Raw genomic sequence first — 2,676 nt, forward strand, 5'->3', positions numbered from 1 at the left:
CCACGACGGTGCATGGGTCGGAAGCGCATTCCTCCAAGCCCTATCTCGGCGCAAGCGCCGTGATGACGGCCGCCGAATTGATCACAGAGCTCAATCGCATCGGTGATGAGATGATCGAGCGCGGCGACACATCCGGACGCTTCGACCCTCCTTACACAACGGTGCATGTGGGCGTGATCTCCGGCGGAACGGCGCGCAATATCATCTCGAAGTCATGCAAGTTCGATTGGGAGTTCCGCGGCCTTCCAAGCCAGGACCCGCAGGAAATCCCCGACAGGCTCGAACGGTTCGCGCAGGAAGTGGCATTGAAACGGCTCAACCGCTTCGGCGATTTCGGCAGGATCGAGACCACATTGCATGTGCATGTGCCGGGCCTCGCGCCCGATCCCGGCTCCCATGCCGAAACGCTGGCCCTGCGTCTTGCGGGCAAGAACCGCACGCAGACGGTGCCGTTCGGAACGGAAGCCGGTCATTTTCAGGCTGCGGGTATTCCCACTGTCGTGTGCGGACCGGGCTCGATCGATCAGGCGCATCAGGCGGATGAGTACATCACACTCGATCAATTGGAAGCGGGCGCGGCATTCATGCGCCGTTTGGCTGCGATCTGCGCTGCTTCATAAGTCTTTTGTATCTCACAGAACGCTTCCCTCTCCGTCATGGCCGGGCTTGTCCCAGCCATCCCGATGAGAAGAGCACCGAGCCTTTCCAATCGGGATCACCGGCACAAGGCCGGTGATGACGTGAGCGTTTGTTAAAACGGCTTCTTAGTCCTGCGCTTCCGCCTTCGCGATCTCGGCTTCCACATCGGCGGGATCGAGATCGTAGAAGCGCGAGCAGAACTCGCAGGTGATGCCGATGCGGCCGTTGTCGCCGACCATGTCGTGGCGATCCTCGGTCGAGAACCGGCGCATCATGCCCATGATGCGTTCATGCGAGCAGGTGCATTCCTCATGCACGTGCTGCCCTTCGAACACACGCACGCCGCGCTCATGGAAGAGGCGATAGAGCAGACGCTCGCTCGACACGGTAGGATCGATAAGTTCGTGATCCTCGACAGTGGAGACGAGGGACTTGGCTTCGACCCAGGCATCGTCCTCCGACGGTGAGGAGAGATCGTTCGACGAATGTCCTTCCGGGATATCGCCGGGATTGAGATCGGCCTGACGCAGGCGCTCCGGCGAAGAGGGCAGGAACTGGATCATCAAGCCACCGGCGCGATAGGTGTGGCGGCCGTTCTCGAACTGCTCCGCCACCGCAAGACGAACCTGCGTCGGAATCTGCTCGGATTGCCGGAAATACTGGTGCGCCGCTTCCTCGAAGCCCTGGCCTTCGAGCGCGACGACGCCCTGGTAGCGGCTGCGATCCGTGCCCTGGTCGATGGTCATMGCMAGATAGCCGTTGCCGAGCAGACCGCCCGTGTTGGGCGTGGCGGCACCGAGAGCCTCGAGCTTTTCCTTGTCGAAGCGGGCCGTGGCGCKAAGCTTGTCCGGTGCGTTGAAATCCACCACCACCATATCGATGATGCCGTCCGTCTTGGTCTGAAGCTGGAAGCGCCCTTCCAGCTTCAATGACGCGCCGAGCATGGCCGTGAGAGCCGCCGCCTCGCCGATCACGCGGGCGACGATGTCGGGATAGCCGTGACGGGCGAGGATGGTGTCGATGGAGGGGCCGAGACGCACCACACGGCCGCGCACGTCGAGAGGCTCGACCGCGAACGGCAGGATAATGTCGTCTTGTCCCTCGAGCGAAGCTGAGCTCATGCGTTTGCTGCTCCAAGGCACCACGCCAGGATGCCTTTTTGTGCATGAAGCCGGTTCTCGGCCTCATCGAAGACCACCGATTGCGGACCGTCCATGACCTCGTCCGTCACCTCCTCGCCGCGGTGCGCGGGAAGGCAGTGCATGAACACGGCATTCTTGGCGGCCACGCCTATCAGCCGGTCGTTGACCTGATAGGGCTTCAGCAGGTTGTGACGGCGGAACTCGTCGTCATCGCCCATGGAAACCCAGCAATCGGTCACGATGGCATCAGCGCCCTCGGCGGCCTCGAAGGCATCGGTCGTCACGGAGATGTCCGCTCCCTCCTGTTTTGCCCAGGACAAAAGCTCCGGACGGGGAGCAAGTTCCGGCGGAGCGGCGATCTTGAGGGCGAATTCCAGCCGCGCGGCAGCATGAACCCAAGAGGCCAATACGTTATTGGCATCGCCCACCCAGGCCACCGTGCGGCCTTTGATGGAGCCGTTATGCTCCTCGAACGTCATGACATCCGCCATGATCTGACAGGGATGAGTCGACTTGGTCAGGCCGTTGATAACGGGGATCGAGGCGTAGTGGGCAAGCTCCGTCACCATGGCATGATCGAGCGTGCGGATCATGATGGCATCCACATAGCGCGACAGCACGCGCGCCGTATCAGCGATGCTCTCGCCACGGCCGAGCTGCATCTCCTTGCCGGTGAGCATCAGCGTCTCGCCGCCAAGCTCGCGCATGCCCACATCGAAGGAGACGCGGGTGCGGGTGGAGGGCTTGTCGAACACCATGGCAAGCGTCTTGCCCTCAAGCGGACGCTCCTTCGCGCGCTCACCCTGGCGGCGCTTGGCCTTGATGTCCGAGCCGATCTTCAGGATGTGGCGGATCTCGGCGCCGGAAAAATCGCTGAGATCGAGGAAGTGACGGG

3 protein-coding genes are annotated in these 2,676 nt (G+C 62.2%); 1 reads left to right on the top strand and 2 read right to left on the bottom strand.

The window, feature by feature from the left end:
- On the top strand, positions 1–620 hold a 620-nt coding region (locus ACXJKO_RS31105), incomplete at its 5' end, for a M20/M25/M40 family metallo-hydrolase (protein ID WP_457094863.1).
- Between the two features lie 144 nt (positions 621–764).
- On the opposite strand, the gene ACXJKO_RS31110 is transcribed toward ACXJKO_RS31105, so the two are convergent.
- On the bottom strand, positions 765–1,760 hold the full coding sequence (locus ACXJKO_RS31110) for an Hsp33 family molecular chaperone (protein ID WP_457094864.1): 996 nt from the start codon (positions 1,758–1,760) through the stop codon (positions 765–767).
- On the bottom strand, positions 1,757–2,676 hold a 920-nt coding region (gene argF / locus ACXJKO_RS31115; RefSeq protein ID WP_457094865.1), incomplete at its 5' end, for an ornithine carbamoyltransferase. The genes argF and ACXJKO_RS31110, both read right to left, overlap by 4 nt.

It is taken from the genome of Microvirga sp. P5_D2, from assembly GCF_054049475.1.